This window comes from Cellulomonas sp. NEAU-ZC6 (assembly GCF_056844425.1).
Genome location: NZ_JBXFYH010000001.1, coordinates 276495 through 291801 on the forward strand (window position 1 = coordinate 276495; position 15307 = coordinate 291801).

Here is a 15307-nt window from a genome sequence, read left to right on the forward strand (position 1 = left end):
CGCGGCCCGCTCAGAGGCGCGCCGGCGGGGTCCGCGAGGCGCGGTCGCCGTGGGGGTCCGCGGTCAGGGACAATGGTGCCCATGCATGACAGCGAGCCGGCCCAGCCGACCACCACCGGACCCCGCGAGGACGAGGTCGTCGACCTCGACGGGCCGGGCGTCGCGGACCCCGCAGCCACCGAGCCGTCCGACGGCACCGACGTCACCTCGGACGCCCCCGACGACGACGCGCGCGAGCGCGCCCTGCGGGTCGGCCTCGAGGAGTACGACCTCGCCGAGGAGGACGTCCGGCTGCTCTCGGGCGACCTGGACGACGTCGACGAGGACGGCCAGCACGTCGTGCTGCCGGTGCTCGCCGTCGTGGGTCGGCCCAACGTCGGCAAGTCGACGCTGGTCAACCGCATCCTCGGTCGCCGCGAGGCCGTCGTCGAGGACAAGCCGGGCGTGACCCGCGACCGCGTGTCGTACCCCGCGGAGTGGTCCGGTCGCCGTTTCACGCTGGTCGACACCGGCGGCTGGGAGGTCGACGTCGCGGGCATCGAGGCGCGCGTGGCCGAGCAGGCCGAGGTCGCGATCTCGCTGGCCGACGCGGTGCTGTTCGTCGTCGACGCGACCGTCGGCCCGACCGCGACCGACGAGCGGGTCGTGCGCCTGCTCCGCAAGTCGGGCAAGCCTGTCGTCCTGTGCGCGAACAAGGTCGACGGACCGCGGGTGGAGGCGGACGCCGCCGAGCTCTGGAGCCTCGGCCTGGGCGAGCCGCACCCCGTCTCGGCCCTGCACGGGCGTGGCACGGGCGACCTGCTCGACGCCGCGATGGCCGCGCTGCCCCGCAAGTCCGCGCACGGCGAGGCCCGCCCGGGCGGCCCGCGCCGCGTCGCGCTGGTCGGCCGGCCGAACGTCGGCAAGTCGTCGCTGCTCAACAAGGTGCTCGGGACCAACCGCGTGGTGGTCGACGACGTCGCCGGCACCACCCGCGACCCGGTCGACGAGCTCGTGGAGCTCAAGGGCGTCCCGTGGTGGTTCGTCGACACCGCCGGCATCCGCCGCCGCGTGCACCAGACCTCCGGGGCGGACTTCTACGCCTCGCTGCGCACGCAGGCCGCGATCGAGAAGGCCGAGGTGGCCGTCGTGCTGCTCGACGCCTCGCAGCCGCTCACCGAGCAGGACACCCGCGTGATCCAGCAGGTCATCGACGCGGGCCGCGCCCTGGTCATCGCGTACAACAAGTGGGACCTCATGGACGAGGACCGCCGTCCGTACCTGGAGCGCGAGATCGAGAAGGAGCTCGTCCAGATCCAGTGGGCGCCCCGGGTGAACATCTCCGCGCGCACCGGCTGGCACACGGACCGGCTGGTGCCCGCGCTGACGACGTCGCTCGAGTCGTGGGACAGCCGCGTGCCGACGGGCAAGCTCAACGCGTTCCTCGGCGAGCTCGTCGCGGCGCACCCGCACCCGCTGCGCGGCGGCAAGCAGCCGCGCATCCTGTTCGCGACGCAGGCGTCCACGCGGCCGCCGCGGTTCGTGATCTTCGCGTCCGGGTTCCTCGAGGCGGGCTACCGCCGGTTCATCGAGCGCCGCCTGCGCGAGACCTTCGGCTTCGAGGGCTCGCCGATCTCCATCTCGGTGCGCGTGCGGGAGAAGCGCAAGCGGTGACCCGCGAGGTCGCGCGGGAGGCGGACGGCGCGCGGGAGGCGGGCCGCCCGTCGCCGCTGCGCAGGTCGCCCGTGCTCGTCCTCGGGCTGCCCCGCGACCCGGCCGGTCCCCGGCACGTCGCGGGGTTCCTCGCCGTCACGGTGCTGACCGTGCTGCTGACGCGCGGCGCGCTCGCGCTGACCGGCTTCCCGCAGCTCGGCGGGGACGGCCTGCACATCGCGCACGTCCTGTGGGGCGGGCTGCTGATGGCGGTCGCCGTCGTGGCGGTGCTGTCCTGGGCCGGCCCGGTGGTGCGGCCGCTCGCCGCGCTGGTCGGCGGGGTCGGGTTCGGGCTGTTCATCGACGAGATCGGCAAGTTCGTCACCTCGGACAACGACTACTTCTTCGAGCCGACCGCCTCGCTCATCTACGTCGTCGTCGTGGTGCTCGTGCTTGTCGGGGAGGTCATCCACGGCCGCCGGCCCCGGGACCCCCACGAGACGCTGGCCGCCGCCGCCGACCTGGCCGTGGCGGGCCTCGCGGGCGGGTTCTCGCACCGGGCCCGACGGCACGCCCGCGAGCTCGCGGACGCGGCCGGGGACGTGCGGGGCGCGGCCGAGGTGCGCGCGCTGCTGGACGTCGTCGAGGACGACGCCCGGGAGCTGCCGGACCCGATCAGCGCCGTGTCGCGGGCGGTCGTCGCCGGGTCGCGACGGGTGGTGCGGGTCCGCTGGCTGCCGCGGGTCACCGTGATCGTGCTCGCCGTCGCCACCCTCTACACGGTGGGCCGCGGCGTCTCCCTGGTGGTGTCGGGCGCCGAGCTGCCGTGGTGGGCGGTCATCGGCATGGTCGGCAGCGGCGTGGTCTCGCTGGTCTGCTCGTCCGTCGGGCTGCGCCTGGTCGGGCGGGACCGCCGCCGCGGTTACGAGTGGTTCCGCCGCGCCGTGCTGGTCAACCTGCTGCTCACGCAGATCTTCCTGTTCCGGGTCGACCAGTGGGGTGCCGTCACCGGACTGGTGATCGACCTGGTGCTGCTCGGGGTGGTGGCGGCGGAGCTCGACGTCCTGCGCGGGCGCGCGGGCGACGCCGCCGACGAGGACGCCGCGGCCGGGCAGGCGGAGCGGCGCACGGCGACCCGGACCTGACCTCGCGCGTCGCCGGTCCTCGGCACCGGCGGGCATGCGGTAGAGTTTCCGAGGCTCCTGCGGGGGCCGCCGAGGTCCTCTCGCGAGGGCCATCGGGCTGTGGCGCAGCTTGGTAGCGCACTTGACTGGGGGTCAAGGGGTCGCAGGTTCAAATCCTGTCAGCCCGACGTAGAGTCGCAGGTCAGAGGCCGTTTCCGGGAAGCTGGAGACGGCCTCTTGCTGCGTCCGGCGCGGCTCGTCCCGCACGTGCTCCCTCGACCGCCTGCGACGGCGCCCATGGGCCCGGGGGCCGGCGGACGAGAGGTGACCACCGGACCGTCCTGCTGCCTGGTTCCCGGTTCAGCTCAGGATGTTCACCGCGCGCGCCAGCACGAGGGCGGACGTGGCGAGGGAGACCATCGACTGCCAGGCCATGAGCATCTTCGCGGTGCGACTGAGCGGCATCGTGTCGGTCGGCGAGAACGCGACCAGGTTGGTGATCGACAGGTAGAGGTAGTCGAGGAACCTCGGCTGCCAGTGGTCGAACTGGTCGGAGTACTCGCGGATCGCGTCCTGGGTGAACCAGAACGACATCCGTTCGATGTCCGGCTGCACCCGCCCGTCTGGCCCACCACGGTCGAGCTGCCAGAAGAGCAGCGCGAAGCCGACGGTGATGACGACGAGGATCTGGAGCCCCTCGGCCAGCAGCTGCTGCACGGTGACGGGCCGCACTGCCACCACGTCCGTGACCAGGAGCGCCGCCGAGGTGGTCCCGGAGACGACCATCACGAGGGCGAGCGCGTAGCGCAGCGGCACCACGCGGCGCCGGCCTGCCCGGCCCGCGCTGTCCACCAGGATGATCGCCACGACCAGCGCGACCTCGACGACGGGCACCAGGAGGAGGGGGCCCAGGGTGATGCGGTCGCGCATCAGCACCTGGGCGGTCACGGCGACGGCGACGGCGCCCAGGGGTGCGAATCGCGCGCGGAGCGGCGCGTGGCGCCGCTCGAGGTCCCCGCCGCTCATCGATGCGCATCTCCCGTGTGGTCACGGTCGTCCACCGTCCCCCGGTGGCGTCGGATGCCGGTGGGGACTCGTGACGGCGGCACCGTCCGTGACGCTAGGGCGGTCGGCTCGCCGTCGTCGTCACCTCACCGGGATGAACGGCCGGCGACCGTCGTGGCAGCGCAGAGGGCGTTCCCGGCGTCCGGGAACGCCCTCTGGCGGTCGGGTCAGCGGGTGCCGGTCATCGCCGCCCACGTGAGCGGGCCGACGACGCCGTCCGCCACGAGCCCGTGGCTCCGCTGGAACGCCCGGACGCCGCGGCGGTCTGCGGTCCGGACCGGTGAGGACGGCAGCGAGGGCGGCACCGGCCGCGACGGTGGAGGGCGAGCGGTGCCGCCGCGGCGTGCCCGGGTGGTACCGCGGCCGTCGATCACCCAGGCCCTCGTGCTGGTCACGAGACGAGACCGCGGACGCACGGCGCCGCAGGCGCACTGTGGCACCCGGGAGACCCGCGGGGGGGACGGTTCGCCGGGACGGCCTGCCGCCGGCGCGCGTTCTTCACCCGTTCGGACGCCGTCGCACCGCGGGCCGTCCGGCGTCCGGCGTCGCCGGTGCGCGAGGTAAAGTCACCGCGCGGCACCCGACGACACGTGCGCGGTGCCCGCAGCCGCCGAGTCCTGACCAAGGAGACACACGCATGCCCGGAGCCGACTCCCGCCTCGCCCCGATCCTCGAGAGCCGGCGGGACGAGATCTCCGCCGCGTGGCTCGACAGCGTGGTCGCCGCGCTCCAGGGCCGCACCACGCGGGCCGAGGCCGAGCGCGAGCAGGCGGAGGTCCTGGACACGCTGGTCGCGGGGCTCCGCACCGGCGGCGCCCGGCTGACGGACCCGGACTTCGACGCCCTGCGCGGCGTGCTGGGCGAGCTGTCCGCCGCCCGCGCGCGGCTCGGCTTCACCCCGCGGGAGACCGCGGTCGGCGTGCTCGCGCTCAAGGAGGGCGTGTACGCGCTCATCACGGACGCCGAGCCCGGGCTGGTCGCGGACCTGACCGCGCTGCTCCGCCTGGTCGACGACCTGGCGCTGTTCACGTTCGAGGCGTTCGCCGCCGCCCGCGAGTCGATCATCGCGGAGCAGGCCGAGCAGCTGCTGGAGCTGTCGACCCCCGTCGTGAAGCTGTGGGAGGGGATCGTCGCGGTCCCGCTGGTCGGCACGCTGGACTCCGCGCGCACGCAGGTCGTCATGGAGAAGCTGCTGCAGACGCTGGTCGACACCGGCTCGGAGCACGCCATCATCGACATCACCGGCGTGCCCGCCGTGGACACCCAGGTCGCGCAGCACCTGCTCAAGACGGTGGTGGCGGCCCGCCTCATGGGGGCGGAGTGCACGATCTCCGGCATCCGGCCGCAGATCGCGCAGACCATCGTGGCGCTCGGCATCGAGTTCGGCGACATCAGCACCAAGGCCACGCTCGCGGACGCCCTCGTGGCCGCGCTCCGGGCGAAGGGCGCGGCGCGCACCGCGCCGGTGGCGTGATGGAGACCGTCCCGATCCTCAAGCTCGGCTCGACGCTGCTGGTGTCGATCCAGGTGGACCTCCAGGACCAGTCCGCGCTGCAGCTGCAGGAGGACCTCGCGGAGCGGATCACGAAGACCGGCGCGCGCGGCGTGCTGATCGACATCTCCGGCCTGGAGATCGTCGACAGCTTCATCGGCCGGATGCTGTCGTCGATCGCCGGGATCTCCCGGGTGCTCGACGCGACGACGGTCGTCGTCGGCATGCGCCCGGCGGTGGCGATCACGATGGTCGAGCTCGGGCTGTCCCTGGACGGCATCCGCACGGCGCTGGACGTCGAGAAGGGCCTGCAGCTGCTCGCGCCCGCGGACGCGGCGTCGCCGGAGGCCCTGCTGCTCGAGCTCGACGCGGCTGCGTCGGAGTGACGGTGACCGAACCCGCGCAGACGCTGGCGATCGCCTCGGACGGCGACGTCGTGCGCGTGCGGCAGGCGGTCCGGACGCTGGCCCAGGCGGCGAAGCTGTCGCTGGTGGACCAGACCAAGCTGGTCACCGCCGCGTCCGAGCTGGCGCGCAACACGCTGATCTACGGCGGCGGCGGCGAGGCGCTGCTGTCGACGGAGGTCAACGGCCGGCGCACCGGGGTCCGGGTCGAGTTCCGCGACGACGGCCCGGGCATCCCGGACCTGGACCAGGCCATGACCGACGGCTGGACCAGCGGCAGCGGCCTGGGCCTCGGGCTGTCCGGCGCGCGCCGGCTGGTCGAGCACTTCGAGATCGACACCGCGCCCGGGCAGGGCACCCGCATCGCGATCGCGTCGTGGTCCCGGTGAGCCGGTGACCGCCGACGTCACCGTGGAGGACGTGGCCTGGCTGACCGTGGACCACGTCAGCGCGTCGGGGACGGCGCGCCGCGCGGCTTCCCAGCTCGCCGCGCGCGTCGGGATGCCCGAGGAGCGGGTCAACGAGATCGCGCTCGCCGTCGCGGAGCTGACCACCAACCTGGTCAAGCACGCCGGGTCGGGTTCCGTCCTGCTCCGGCTGCGGCACGGCGCGGCAGGCCCGGTGGTCGAGGTGGTGTCGGTCGACGCGGGTCCCGGCATCGCGGACGTCACGGCGGCCCTGGGTGACGGCGTCTCCACGGCCGGGACGCTCGGGATCGGGCTCGGGTCGGTCGTCCGGCTCGCGACGACCTGGGACATCTGGACCCGGCCGGGGGCCGGCACCGTGATCGCCGCCGGCTTCGCCGCGGGCCGTCCCGCGGCACCGGCGACCGTACCGGTGGCGGTGGGGCTGACCCGGCCGATGTCCGGGCAGGACGTCTGCGGCGACGCCTACGCGATCCGCCAGGACGACGGCGTGCTGTCGCTGATGCTGGCCGACGGGCTCGGCCACGGGCCGCTCGCCGCGGTCGCCAGCACCGAGGCCGTGCGGGCCTTCCGCGCCGCGCCCGCGGGCGGGCCGGTCCCGCTGCTGACGGCGGTGCACCGCGCCCTGCACGGCACGCGCGGCGCGGCGGTCGCCGTCGCCCGGCTGGAGGCCGACCAGGTGCGGTACGCGGGGGTCGGCAACATCGCCGGCGCGGTCGTCGACGGGACCGCGCGCCGGGTGATGATCAGCCACCCGGGCATCGTCGGCGCCCAGGCGCGGAACCTGCGCGAGACCACGTACCCGCTGCCGCGGGGAGCCGCGGTGATCATGCACAGCGACGGCGTCACCGAGCGGCAGGCGCTGGACGCCTACCCCGGGCTGCTCGCCAGGTCCCCGCTGGTCACCGCCGCGGTGCTGCTGCGCGACTTCGGGGTCCGCCGCGACGACGCGAGCGTCGTCGTGGCGCGGCCGGCTGGGCCGGGGGCGGCGTGACCGGCGAGGACGGCCGCCGCGAGCTGGCGACGGTCGACGTGCTCGGGGAGGGCGACGTCGTCCTGCTGCGCCAGGTGGGCCGGGAGGCGGCCGAGCTGCTGGGTCTGGACCGGCAGGACCAGGTGCGGGTCGCCACGGCGCTGTCCGAGGTCGGGCGCGAGGTGGTCGCCGGCGGGCGGGGCCGGGCGGTGCTCTCGGTCGTGCGGCGTGCGGCCTCCGCGGAGCTCCTCGTCGAGGTGCACGGCGCCAGCGGCGTCGACGCCGACCCCCGGGGGCTCTCGGGCATGGTCGCGGCCCGGCGGCTGCTCGACGGCGCGGAGGTCGGCACCGGTCCGGACGGCGGTCCGGTGCTGGTGCTGCGCAAGCAGCTCGCCGACGCGCTGGCCCTGCCGGCGCACCGGGTGGACGAGGCGCGCGCCGCGCTCGCCCGGCCGCGGTCGGCGAACGCCCTCGACGAGCTCCGCCTGCAGAACGCCGAGCTGGTCCGCGCCCTCGGAGCGCTCGCCGCGCGCGAGCAGGACCTGGTCCGGGCCAACCAGGAGCTCGAGGAGACCAACCGCGGCGTCCTCGCCATGTACACCCAGCTGTCGGACGAGCTCGAGGAGACGAACAGCGGCGTCGTCGCGCTGTACGCGGAGCTGGACGAGCGCGGCCGGCAGCTCGCCGCCGCGAACGACGCCAAGACGCGGTTCCTGCGCAGCGTGAGCCACGAGCTGCGGGCGCCGGTCAACTCGATCCTCGGGCTCGCGTCGCTGCTGGCCGACGGCGACCTGGACGACGACCAACGGGTGCAGGTGGGGTACCTGGACTCGAGCGCGCGCGCCCTGCTGGGCATGGTCAACGAGCTGCTGGACCTGGCCCGGGCCGAGTCCGGGCGGCAGCACGTGCGCCGGGTCCGCGTCGACCTGGGCGTGCTGCTGGCCGACCTGGCCGGGACCGTGCGGCCGCTGCTGCGCCCCGGGGTCGACCTGCACGTGACGGCGCCGGTGGGCCTGGTGCTGCACACCGACCCCGAGCTGCTGGAGCGCGTGCTGCGGAACCTGCTGACCAACGCCGCGAAGTTCACCGAGGCGGGCTCGCTGACGGTCGCGGTGTCCGTGCCCGCCGACGGCGAGGGGGTGGTGGTCGCGGTGCGGGACACGGGCCTCGGCATCGCCCCGGAGCACCTGGACGCGGTGTTCGACGAGTTCTTCCAGGTGCCGAACCGGCTGCAGCCGTCGGTCAAGGGCACCGGGCTGGGCCTGCCGTACGCCCGGCGCGTCGCCGAGGCGCTCGGCGGCACCCTGGAGGTCGTGAGCGAGGTCGGCCGGGGCAGCACGTTCACGCTCACCCTGCTGCGCACCGCCCCGCCGCCGGTCGGACGCGTGCTGCTGGTCGACGACGAGGACGCGAGCCGTGCCGTGCTGCGCGGGCTGCTCGCCGAGTGCGCGCAGGAGGTCCTCGAGGCGCGGGACGGGTCGGAGGCGCTGTCCGTGCTCGCGTCCGACCTGCCCGACGTCGTGCTGCTGGACGTCCGGATGCCGCAGCTCGACGGGCCGGCGACGCTGGACGCCCTGCGCGCCGACCCGCGCACGGCGGCGCTGCCGGTGCTGCTGGCGTCGAGCGGCGAGGATCCCGGGGCGCCGGCGCCGTTCGTGTCCAAGTCCGGCCTCGACGCCGTGACCCTCGCGACCGCGCTGGCGGACGCCTGCCGGACGGCTGCGCCGTGACGGCGGTGCCGGCCGCCGGTGCCGCGCGCGCCGTCGCCCATGCGGCCGAGGGGGCCAGCCGGGTCCTGGTGGTCGACGACACCGAGGCGCACCGCTACGTGATGGCCAGCTGGCTGCGGCGCGCCGGCTACGCGGTCACCGAGGCGGGCACGGGCCGCGACGCCCTCGAGCTCGCGGCCGGGCACGACGCGGTGGTCCTGGACGTCAACCTGCCCGACATGTCGGGGTTCGACGTCTGCGAGGTGGTCAAGGCGGACGAGTCCACCGCGGTCCCCGTGGTGCACGTGTCGGCGACGCACATCGACGCGCGCTCCCGGACCTCCGGGCTGGAGCGCGGCGCGGACGCCTACCTGGTGGAGCCGCTGGACCGCGAGGAGTTCCTCGCCACGGTCGCGCGGCTGTGCCGCTCGCACGCCGAACGCCGCGGGATCACCGCGTACGCGCGGCGGCTCGCCGACCTGACCGCGGCGGTCGTCCCGCTGGCCTCGGCCCGGTCGCTGGACGACCTCGTGTCCGCCGCGGCGCAGGGTGCGGCGACGGTGTTCGGCACGCCGGTGGTCGTGGTCGCCACGGCGCCCGACGGCATGGCGACCCGGGTCGTGTGCCCCGGCGCGGGCCGCGCGGTGGTGCGCGGCCGGCTGCTGGCGCCTGCTGCGGACCCGCAGCAGGTGGTGCCGTACGCGCAGCCCGCGGCGCAGACGCCGGGCGTGTGGCGGGAGATGCTCGACCGCGCCGGGGTGCCCCCGACCCCCTGGTACGTGGTGCCGCTGACCGACGACGCGGGTCAGCTGCTCGGAGGCTTCGCGGTCGCGACGCCGGGTGACGCGCTCGGTCCGGACGACCTGGAGCTCGCGCAGCAGCTCGCCACGGCCATGACCGGGGCCCTGCGGACGCTGCGGTCGATCGCGCAGGAGCACCTGATCGCGCTCACGCTGCAGCGTTCGATGCTGCCGCACACCCTGCCGGCCCCCGACGGCCTGCGGATGGCGGCCCGGTACAGCGCGTCCGACGCGCAGCTGAGCGTCGGTGGCGACTTCTACGACGCGCTGGAGCTGCCCGACGGCCGGGTCGCGGTGGTGATCGGCGACGTGCAGGGCCACTCGCTGCGCGCCGCCACGGTGATGGCGCAGCTGCGGTTCTCGCTGGCCGCCTACCTGCTGGAGGGGCACCCGCCGGCGGTGGCGCTGGACCTGCTGCACGACCTGCTGGTGCGCAGCCACCCCGAGCTGGTCTCGGTGTGCGTGGCGGTGCTGGACCTGCGGGACGGCAGCGTGGAGGTGGTCAACGCCGGGCACCTGCCCCCGCTGCTCGTGACGGCGGACGGCGCCGAGTTCGTCCGGGCCTCGTCGCCGCTGCTCGGCCTGAGCCGCACGCGCGACCGCGCCGTCGCGCGCCTGGCCACCGACGGCCCGACCACCCTGGTGCTGGTCACGGACGGCCTGCTGGAGCGGCGCTCGGGCGACCTGCGCCAGGCCCTGCAGCGGATGCAGCAGGTCGCGGCCGACGCCGGCACGCTCGATCCGGGCGCGCTGTGCGACCTGCTGCTGCACCGGTTCGACTCGGCCGAGCGCGACGACGACGTGGCCGTGCTCGCCGTGCACCTGACGGGGGAGCGGCGCGGGCACTGAGCGTGCGCGTCGCGCCGGGGGGTGTGACGCTGTCCCCGGACGGTGCAGGATGGTGCCGGTAGCACCGGGACGCCTGCCCGCGACGACGCGGGCGCGTCCTCGAGGGGGCACGCACATGGACCCGACGTCGACCACGACCACCCGACCGCGGACGCCGCGGCTGGCGGAGCCCTGCCTGGACGGGGAGCCCGTCGCCGCCGTCCTGCTGGCGGACCGGCCGGCCCCTGCCGAACCCGGAGGGGAACCCGGACCGGAGCCCGGTCCCGGCCCCCGGGCGCTGCGCACGGTCGGGGTCGAGGAGGAGCTGCTGCTGGTGGACCCGCGGTCCGGGCGCCCCGTCCCGGCAGCCGCGGCGGTGCTGCGCGCCGCGGGGCAGCACCCGGCCGGGCTGCCGGTGCTGACGGCGGAGCTGCAGCAGGAGCAGGTCGAGACGGCGACGCCGCCGCGGGCCGAGCTGGCGGCGCTCGCCGGCGACCTGCGCGACCTGCGGGCCGTCGCCCGGGCGGCGGCCGCAGCGGCCGGCGTGCTCGCCGTGCCCGTGGCGACCTCGCCGCTGCCGGTCGCGCCGTCGCTCACGCCGACGGCCCGCTACCGCGCGATCCAGGAGCGGTTCGGCCTCACGTGCGCCCAGCAGCTGACCTGCGGCTGCCACGTGCACGTCGCGGTCACCTCGCCGGAGGAGGGGGTGGCCGTGCTGGACCGGATCCGGCCGTGGCTCCCGGTGCTGGCGGCGCTGAGCGCGAACTCGCCGTACGCGCAGGGTGTCGACACCGGGTACGCCGCGTACCGCGCGCAGGCCTGGGGCCGGTGGCCGACGACCGGCCCGGCCGACCTGTACGGCTCGGCCGCCGCCTACCGCGCGCGCCTGCAGCAGCTGCTCGACACCGGCGTGCTGCTGGACGCGGGGATGTACTACGGCGACGCGCGGCTCTCGCACCGCTACCCGACGGTCGAGGTGCGGGTCGCGGACGTGTGCCTGGACCCCGCCGACGCGACGCTGCTGGCCGGTCTGGTGCGTGCGCTCGTGGACACCGCCGCGCGCGAGTGGCGCGCCGGGGTGCCCGCGCCGCAGGTGAGCACGACGGTGCTGCGACTGGCCGCGTGGCGGGCCAGCCGGGACGGTGCGGAGGGCGAGCTGCTGCACCCGCTGAGCGGCCGGCCCGTGGGCGCCGGCGCGGCGGTCGCGGCGCTGCTCGACCACGTGGCCCGGGCCCTGGCGGACTCGGGGGACACGGCGGGCGTCGAGGGCCGCGCGGAGCACGTGCTGGCCCGGGGGACCGGTGCCACCTGGCAGCGCGCGGTCGTCGGGCGGACCGGGGACCTCGGCGAGGTGGTCCGGCGGGCGGGCGCCGCGGCGGCCTGAGCGCGCGGCCGTCGACGCCCGGGCGGCGCCGGTGGCACAGTGGGTGTCCCGAGGCGAGGGGGACGTCATGACGGTCCAGGCCACCGGCCGCGTGGCACGCGGTGCCGGCGTCGACGTGCTGGTCCTGGAGCGGACGCTCCCGCTCCCGCCCGCGGAGCTGTGGGCGGCGGTCACCGCGTCCGAACGCCTGGCGCGCTGGTTCGCGTCGTGGGAGGGGGACCCGGCGTCGGGGCGGGTGACGGTGCAGATGCTCGCGGAGGGCGCGGACGCGCCGCCCGCGGAGTACGAGATCCGTGCGTGCGAGCCGCCGCACCGGCTGGTGGTGCACTCGTCCGGCGACGACGGGGTCTGGGACGTCGAGCTGTCCGTCGCGGCGGCGGCGGACGGCGGCGCGACGCTCACGTTCGCGCAGGTCGTGCACGACGCGTCCGCCGTGCCGAGCATCGGCCCGGGCTGGGACTACTACCTGGACCGGCTGGTGGCCGCCGAGACGGGCGGGGACCCGGACGCGGTGGACTGGGACGACTACTACCCGGCACTGGCCGGGCACTACACGCAGCTCGCGGCCGCGATCGGGGGCTGAGGTCCCGCGCCCGTCACCCCGACGGCTGCAGCACGCCGGCCACCTCGGTGAACGCGTCGCCCGTGGCCGGGCACCGCCACCGGCCGGCGCCCGCGGGCTCGAGCCGCGCGCCGGTGCGCCCGACCCAGGCGACGCGCCGCGCGGGCGACCCGACGACGAGCGCGTGGTCCGGCACGTCCCGCGTCACGACCGACCCCGCACCGACCAGGGCCCAGCGCCCGATCGTCACGGGCGCCACGCAGACCGCGCGCGCGCCGATCGAGGCGCCCGACCGCACCAGGACGCCGACCGGCTGCCAGTCGTCCGCCGACTTCAGCGAGCCGTCCGGGTTGACCGCGCGGGGGAGCAGGTCGTTGGTGAGCACGGCCGCCGGCCCGACGAACACCCCGTCCTCGAGCACCGCGGGCTCGTAGACCAGGGCGTGGTTCTGGATCTTGCACCGGTCGCCGACGCGGACCCCGGGCCCGAGGTAGGCGCCGCGGCCGAGCACGCAGTCCCGGCCCACGACGGCGCCCTCGCGGACCTGCGCCAGGTGCCAGACCCGGGTGCCGGGGCCGATCGACGCGCGGTGGTCGACGTCCGCGCTGCCCGCCGCGCTCACGTGCTCCGTGCCGGTGCGGACGTCCGGGTCCATGCGCGCTCCCGAGGTGCGTGGCGGGTCGGCCGGCGCCGATGCCGGGTAGCCGGACCCTACGGCCGTCGGTGCGCCGCGTCGAGAGGGTGAAATGTGGTGATTTGCGTGACATGTCCGTTTCCGGTGGCCACGCTGTCGCCTGACGGAGGAGGCGACCGCCATGGCAGATCCGCTACGGGTCGCGGTGATCGGCGCAGGGTACTGGGGTCCGAACCTCGCGCGGAACTTCCGGTCCGCGCCCGGCTGGGACCTGGTCGCCGTGTGCGACCTGGACGCCGACCGCGCACGCCGCGTCGTCGGCCCGCGCAGCACCGTCGAGGTGCTGACGTCCACCACGGAGCTGCTGGCGCGGGACGACGTCGACGCGGTCGCCGTGGCCACGCCGGCCGCGACGCACGTCGGCCTGGTGCTCGCCGCCCTGGACGCGGGCAAGCACGTGCTGGTGGAGAAGCCGATCGCGCACGACGGCGCCGCCGCCCGCCGGATGGTCGCGCGCGCGGCGCAGGTGGACCGGGTGCTCATGGTCGACCACACGTTCTGCTACACGGCACCGGTGCTCAAGATCCGCGAGCTGGTCGCGGACGGGTCGCTCGGGGACGTCCAGTACGTCGACTCCGTGCGGATCAACCTCGGCATCGTGCAGCCGGACGTCGACGTGTTCTGGGACCTGGCCCCGCACGACCTGTCCATCCTGGACTTCGTGCTCCCGGGCGGGCTGGTGCCGACGGGGGTCGCGGCGCAGGGCGGTGACCCGCTGCACGTCGGGCACGCCTGCGTCGGGTACCTGACCCTGCCGCTGCCCGGCGGCGCGATCGCGCACGTGCACGTGAACTGGCTGAGCCCCACCAAGATCCGGCGGATGGTGATCGGCGGGAGCCGGCGGACGCTCGTGTGGGACGACCTGGCGCCGCAGCAGCGGCTGACGGTCTACGACCGGGGCGTCGACCTGCCGGACCGCGCCACCGCGACCGTCGCGTACCGGCTGGGCGACGCGTGGGCGCCGGCGCTGCAGGAGCGCGAGGCGCTGTCGGTGGTGGTCGCGGAGCTCGGCGCGGCGATCCGGGAGCGGCGCGCGCCGCAGACGGACGGGCACGCGGGGCTGCGGGTGCTGGACGTGCTGGAGTCGGCGACCCGCAGCCTGGCCGACGGGGGCCGGACGGTGCCCGTGACGGGCGGGCCGGCCGCGCCGGTCGCTCCCGCCGGCCTCGGCGTGCGGCAGGCGGCGGCCTCGTGACCGCGCTGGCCGGCGCGCACGTCCTGGTCACCGGCGGCGCGGGCACGATCGGCTCGACGCTGGTGGACCAGCTGCTGGCCGCCGGTGCGGGCCGGGTGGTGGTGCTGGACAACCTGGTCCGGGGCCGCCGGGACAACCTCGCGGGCGCGCTCGCGTCGGGGCGGGTCGAGCTGGTCGCGGGGGACATCCGCGACCGCGACACCGTGCACGACCTGGTCCGCGGGTCCGACGTGGTCTTCCACCAGGCGGCCATCCGGATCACCCAGTGCGCCGAGGAGCCGCGGCTGGCGCTGGAGGTGCTGGTCGACGGCACCTTCACCGTGATGGAGGCCGCGGCGGAGCACCGGGTGGGCAAGCTCGTGGCCGCGTCGAGCGCGTCGGTGTACGGGACGGCCGAGCAGTTCCCGACGCCCGAGCGGCACCACCACCACGACAACGACACGTTCTACGGCGCGGCCAAGTCGTTCACCGAGGGGATGGCCCGCAGCTTCCGGGCGATGTCGGGCCTGGACCACGTGCTGCTGCGGTACTTCAACGTGTACGGGCCGCGGATGGACGTGCACGGCCTGTACACCGAGGTGCTGGTGCGCTGGATGGAGCGGATCGCCGACGGGCTGCCCCCGGTGATCTTCGGCGACGGCCGGCAGACCATGGACTTCGTGTACGCCGGCGACGTCGCCCGTGCCAACGTGCTCGCGGCCGGCTCGGACGTCGTCGAGGGCGTCTACAACGTCGCGAGCGGTTCCGAGACCTCGCTGCTCGGGCTGGCGCAGGCGCTGCTGCGCGTGATGGGCAGCGACCTGGCGGTCGAGCACGGGCCGGAGCGCGCGGTGAACGGCGTGGTGCGCCGGCTCGGCGACACCACGGCGGCCGCGCGCGACCTCGGCTTCACGGCGCAGGTCGGGCTGGAGGAGGGGCTCCGCGAGCTGGTCGCGTGGTGGCGGCCCCAGCGCGAGGCCGTCGCCGCCGGGCGGGCGGTCGCCGTGCCGGCCGGGTCGGGGACGCGGCCGTGAGCCGCAT

Annotated in this window: 15 protein-coding genes and 1 tRNA gene; 13 read left to right on the forward strand and 3 right to left on the reverse strand. The window is 75.9% G+C overall.

The window, feature by feature from the left end; translation table 11 throughout:
* Positions 1 to 81: 81 nt before the first annotated feature.
* The 3 genes from der (at position 82) to AC1050_RS01230 (ending at position 2944) form a co-directional block, all read left to right on the forward strand.
* Positions 82 to 1653, forward strand: a complete 1572-nt coding sequence (gene der, locus AC1050_RS01220; RefSeq protein ID WP_482385561.1) for a ribosome biogenesis GTPase Der — start codon at positions 82 to 84, stop codon at positions 1651 to 1653.
* The gene (locus tag AC1050_RS01225; RefSeq protein ID WP_482385562.1) at positions 1650 to 2777 is read left to right on the forward strand and encodes a hypothetical protein; all 1128 of its coding nucleotides are present in this window, start codon (positions 1650 to 1652) and stop codon (positions 2775 to 2777) included. Before der ends, AC1050_RS01225 begins: the two co-directional genes overlap by 4 nt.
* Positions 2778 to 2870: 93 nt before the next feature.
* A tRNA-Pro gene (locus AC1050_RS01230) sits at positions 2871 to 2944 on the forward strand.
* A gap of 172 nt (positions 2945 to 3116) precedes the next feature.
* On the opposite strand, the gene AC1050_RS01235 is transcribed toward AC1050_RS01230, so the two are convergent.
* Both AC1050_RS01235 and AC1050_RS01240 read right to left on the reverse strand, forming a co-directional pair.
* Positions 3117 to 3782, reverse strand: coding sequence for a hypothetical protein (locus tag AC1050_RS01235; protein ID WP_482385563.1), 666 nt, complete (start codon positions 3780 to 3782; stop codon positions 3117 to 3119).
* Positions 3783 to 3988: 206 nt separating this feature from the next.
* Positions 3989 to 4261, reverse strand: a complete 273-nt coding sequence (locus tag AC1050_RS01240; RefSeq protein WP_482385564.1) for a peptidoglycan-binding domain-containing protein — start codon at positions 4259 to 4261, stop codon at positions 3989 to 3991.
* A gap of 197 nt (positions 4262 to 4458) precedes the next feature.
* On the opposite strand from AC1050_RS01240, the gene AC1050_RS01245 reads away from it, so the two are divergent.
* From AC1050_RS01245 to AC1050_RS01280, 8 genes are all read left to right on the forward strand, one after another.
* Positions 4459 to 5295: an STAS domain-containing protein gene (locus AC1050_RS01245; RefSeq protein WP_482385565.1), complete on the forward strand. Its 837-nt coding sequence runs from the start codon at positions 4459 to 4461 to the stop codon at positions 5293 to 5295.
* Positions 5295 to 5699, forward strand: a complete 405-nt coding sequence (locus tag AC1050_RS01250) for an STAS domain-containing protein (protein ID WP_482385566.1) — start codon at positions 5295 to 5297, stop codon at positions 5697 to 5699. The genes AC1050_RS01245 and AC1050_RS01250 overlap by 1 nt, the downstream gene beginning before the upstream one ends.
* Before the next feature lie 2 nt (positions 5700 to 5701).
* Complete coding sequence (locus AC1050_RS01255) at positions 5702 to 6106, forward strand: anti-sigma regulatory factor (RefSeq protein WP_482385567.1); 405 nt, start codon at positions 5702 to 5704, stop codon at positions 6104 to 6106.
* A gap of 4 nt (positions 6107 to 6110) precedes the next feature.
* The gene (locus AC1050_RS01260; protein ID WP_482385568.1) at positions 6111 to 7136 is read left to right on the forward strand and encodes an ATP-binding protein; all 1026 of its coding nucleotides are present in this window, start codon (positions 6111 to 6113) and stop codon (positions 7134 to 7136) included.
* Entirely contained in the window at positions 7133 to 8845 is a 1713-nt protein-coding gene (locus tag AC1050_RS01265; protein WP_482385569.1) for an ATP-binding protein, read from the forward strand. The genes AC1050_RS01260 and AC1050_RS01265 overlap by 4 nt, the downstream gene beginning before the upstream one ends.
* Positions 8842 to 10473, forward strand: coding sequence for a SpoIIE family protein phosphatase (locus tag AC1050_RS01270; protein ID WP_482385570.1), 1632 nt, complete (start codon positions 8842 to 8844; stop codon positions 10471 to 10473). The genes AC1050_RS01265 and AC1050_RS01270 overlap by 4 nt, the downstream gene beginning before the upstream one ends.
* A 115-nt stretch (positions 10474 to 10588) precedes the next feature.
* Positions 10589 to 11836: a glutamate--cysteine ligase gene (locus tag AC1050_RS01275; protein ID WP_482385571.1), complete on the forward strand. Its 1248-nt coding sequence runs from the start codon at positions 10589 to 10591 to the stop codon at positions 11834 to 11836.
* 67 nt (positions 11837 to 11903) lie between these two features.
* Positions 11904 to 12419 (forward strand): SRPBCC family protein, encoded by a 516-nt coding sequence (locus AC1050_RS01280; RefSeq protein ID WP_482385572.1) that lies wholly within the window; start codon positions 11904 to 11906, stop codon positions 12417 to 12419.
* 13 nt (positions 12420 to 12432) lie between these two features.
* Here AC1050_RS01280 and AC1050_RS01285 read toward each other — a convergent pair whose 3' ends face one another.
* The gene (locus AC1050_RS01285) at positions 12433 to 13053 is read right to left on the reverse strand and encodes an acyltransferase (protein WP_482385573.1); all 621 of its coding nucleotides are present in this window, start codon (positions 13051 to 13053) and stop codon (positions 12433 to 12435) included.
* A gap of 160 nt (positions 13054 to 13213) precedes the next feature.
* Between AC1050_RS01285 and AC1050_RS01290 the strand changes: the two genes are divergently transcribed.
* Both AC1050_RS01290 and AC1050_RS01295 read left to right on the forward strand, forming a co-directional pair.
* Positions 13214 to 14287, forward strand: coding sequence for a Gfo/Idh/MocA family protein (locus AC1050_RS01290; protein WP_482385574.1), 1074 nt, complete (start codon positions 13214 to 13216; stop codon positions 14285 to 14287).
* On the forward strand, positions 14284 to 15300 hold the full coding sequence (locus tag AC1050_RS01295; protein WP_482385575.1) for an SDR family NAD(P)-dependent oxidoreductase: 1017 nt from the start codon (positions 14284 to 14286) through the stop codon (positions 15298 to 15300). Before AC1050_RS01290 ends, AC1050_RS01295 begins: the two co-directional genes overlap by 4 nt.
* Positions 15301 to 15307 lie beyond the last annotated feature (7 nt).